This is a genomic window from Candidatus Palibaumannia cicadellinicola, assembly GCF_002855795.1.
Taxonomy (GTDB): domain Bacteria; phylum Pseudomonadota; class Gammaproteobacteria; order Enterobacterales; family Enterobacteriaceae; genus Baumannia; species Baumannia cicadellinicola_C.
This window is the reverse complement of sequence record NZ_NJPO01000095.1, coordinates 1-3,214: the sequence shown is the minus strand read 5'-3', so window position 1 is coordinate 3,214 and position 3,214 is coordinate 1. Positions and strand designations below refer to the sequence as shown.

Below are 3,214 nucleotides of genomic sequence, written 5' to 3'. Positions count from 1 at the left end.
TTTTGCTTCCCTGACAATGGCACGTTCGCAAATTTCAAGATCTGACAAGGCTAATTCAGTATTAATTATATCAATATCCGAGGCAGGATTTATTTTGCCTTCTATATGAATTATATTGTTATGTTCAAAACAACGTACGACATGACCGATTACTTCTACTTCACGAATCTTAGTTAGAAACTGATTACCTAGACCTTCGCCTTTGGATGCTCCTTTGACCAAACCTGCAGTATCTACAAACGTTATCGTGGTAGGAATAACGCGCTGTGGTTTGATAATTGCCGCAAGCAGATCTAGTCGTGGATCTGGCACAGACAACAGACCTATATTGGGCTCAATAGTACAGAATAGAAAATTTGCTGCGGCAATACTAGATTTGGTCAGTGCATTAAATAGCGTTGATTTGCCAACATTAGGCAATCCTATCAGACCGCATTTTAACCCCATAATATTCCTTTTCTTACTTTATTTCTCTTATTTTTTTATATTATATCAGCGGTATGAGTATGCAGCTGGTGCATCGCTTTTACAGCATTTTCCTGAATCAAAATGCTAGTACAACACACCGACTTATTGATTGCGTTTTGAATTAGCTGTTGTTCCGTTACTGACGGGGTATCTAAAACGAACCTTACTACTTCATTTTTATCACCTGGGTGGCCAATACCAATGCGTAACCGGTAAAAATTGGGGTTATTACCCAATCTATGAATAATATCTTTTAATCCATTGTGACCGCCGTGACCGCCTTGATATTTAAGGCGAGCATAACCAGGAGAAATATTTAGCTCGTCGTGCGCAATTAAAATTTCTTCTGGTGCGATGTGATAAAATGTAGCCATTGCGGCTACAGCTTTACCATTATCGTTCATGAATGTGGTTGGCACCAGCAATCGTACAGATTTTTCACCAACATTTAAGTGTGCAGTATAGCCAAAAAAATTTCTTTTTTCTTTCAAAGACTGATTATTTTTATTAGCTAGCTGATTGACATACCAGGCGCCCACGTTGTGGCGTGTAGTTAGATATTTCTGCCCTGGATTAGCAAGGCCTACAATGAGTTTGATTGTCACGTTTTTAGTTTGATTAAGCTTAAGCTATTTGGGGTTGAAAATCATTGGTTATTTATCTCACTACTGGGGATGAGCATTAATGCTCAAACATTGCAGAAATTGATTCTTCATTACTAATTCTACGAATAGCTTCTGCTAGCATGCTGGATAAAGTAAGAGTACGGACGTTGGGCAACGCTTTAATAGCTGTCTTTAATGGAATGGTATCGCAGATAATAACTTCATCAATTACAGAGCTTTTAATATTTTCATAAGCGTTGCCTGAGAAAATAGGGTGAGTAGCATAAGCAAATACACGTTTGGCGCCATGTTCTTTTAGTGCTTCCGCAGCTTTACACAGTGTGCTACTAGTATCAATCATATCATCAACTAGCACACAATCACGATCTGCCACTTCGCCGATAATATGCATTACTTGTGAAATGTTTGCGCGCGGACGACGTTTATCAATAATCGCCATATCAGTATCATTAAGCCGTTTAGCAATAGCGCGGGCTCGCACAACACCACCAATGTCTGGTGAGACCACAATAGGATTTTTTAGATCTTGTTGTAGCATATCTTCTAGTAAAATAGGACTACCAAAAACATTGTCTACCGGTACATCAAAAAAACCTTGAATTTGTTCAGCATGTAAATCTACAGTTAGAACTCGATCTACGCCCACACTTGACAAAAAATCTGCCACGACTTTTGCTGTAATTGGCACACGTGCGGAGCGAACACGACGATCTTGTCTAGCATAACCAAAATAAGGTATTACTGCAGTAATGCGTCCCGCGGACGCACGACGTAGTGCATCAACCATAACTATTAGTTCCATTAGGTTATCGTTGGTAGGAGCACAGGTTGACTGAATAATAAATAAATCACCACCGCGTACATTTTCATTGATTTGCACGCTCACCTCTCCGTCGCTAAAACGACTAACTGCTGCGGCACCAAGACTAGTATACAAACGATTAGCAATACGTTGTGCTAGTTCTGGGATAGCATTACCAGCAAAGAGCTTCATATCGGGCACGAGGATAACCTCAATTATTTGTTCGGTAAAATTAATTAAGTAATAATAACCACTTACTGACTTATGGTCTCCCTGATAATAACATGTGGTGTAACGGAGAAAGATTAAGGCCTCTAGTTACAAAACCATGCATCCATTTTGGGGCGATAGAAAATATCCGCCGCGCCGCTAATTCGGTATCAAATTCTGCAAATACGCAAGCGCCTGTACCAGTTAATCGTGATGGCGCATATTTTAACAGCCATAATAGATGTTGTTCAACTACTGGAAAGTTTTTTATTATGATTGGCTCACAAGCATTATAAAAAGGTGCTGCTAATAATTGCGTGATGGAGCGTTTAGGCGTATTTCGTTGTAAATTAGGATGATTAAAAATAATAGAAGTAGCAATTTGTACTTGCGGAATGGTAACTAAATACCATTTTTCCGCTGGGAGGGTGGGCGTTAAAGCTTCGCCTATACCTTCAGCTATAGCAGCTTGACCGTAAATAAATACTGGGATATCAGCACCCAGCGTCAGCCCTAATTGAGCTAACGTATCAATATTAAGTTGACATTCCCATTGAGCATTAAGTGCTATCAATGTTGTTGCTGCATCTGACGAACCCCCGCCGAGACCGCTGCCTATCGGTAAGCGTTTCTTAATACTAATATCCGCACCTAATACATCTTTCCCAGCTTTAAAACAATAGCTCTGTAAGAGGTGGGCAGCACGGAGAACTAAATTATTTTCCTCTACTACGCCGGGAATTTGGTTAAGTAGTCTAATCTGGGAGTTATTAGTAGGTATGATAGTAATACTATCACCATAATCAATAAATTGAATAAGTGTTTGTAACAGATGGTAGCCATCGATGCGACGTCCGGTAATATACAAAAATAAATTTAGTTTAGCCGGTGCGGGCCACTGACGTATCATGATAGACTCCAATTGTCTATTTTCAATTGAATACTGTTTTTGCCTTGTCGTATTTCTCAGTTTGCGGGTAAAGCTGGTACTATATTAGTATGATAGTAGTTATAAGTCACTGTCCAGTACTGGCACTTATTACTATAATCAATTTGATATAGATAGCCTAGTTTATCTAATGATAAATAGTTTGTTTGACCGGGAAGA

General features: G+C 39.3%; 4 protein-coding genes. All 4 read right to left on the bottom strand.

The genetic code is table 11. The annotated features are described in order from the left end of the window. The coding region (locus CEX73_RS01880) for a GTPase (RefSeq protein WP_101626908.1) at positions 1–447 on the bottom strand (447 nt) is incomplete at its 3' end. 35 nt (positions 448–482) lie between these two features. Then, positions 483–1,073, bottom strand: a complete 591-nt coding sequence (pth, locus tag CEX73_RS01875) for an aminoacyl-tRNA hydrolase (protein ID WP_101626907.1) — start codon at positions 1,071–1,073, stop codon at positions 483–485. 76 nt (positions 1,074–1,149) lie between these two features. Then, on the bottom strand, positions 1,150–2,097 hold the full coding sequence (locus CEX73_RS01870; protein ID WP_146643227.1) for a ribose-phosphate pyrophosphokinase: 948 nt from the start codon (positions 2,095–2,097) through the stop codon (positions 1,150–1,152). A gap of 61 nt (positions 2,098–2,158) precedes the next feature. After that, a complete protein-coding gene (gene ispE, locus CEX73_RS01865; RefSeq protein WP_101626905.1) occupies positions 2,159–3,016 on the bottom strand; it encodes a 4-(cytidine 5'-diphospho)-2-C-methyl-D-erythritol kinase in 858 nt (285 codons plus the stop codon). Positions 3,017–3,214 lie beyond the last annotated feature (198 nt).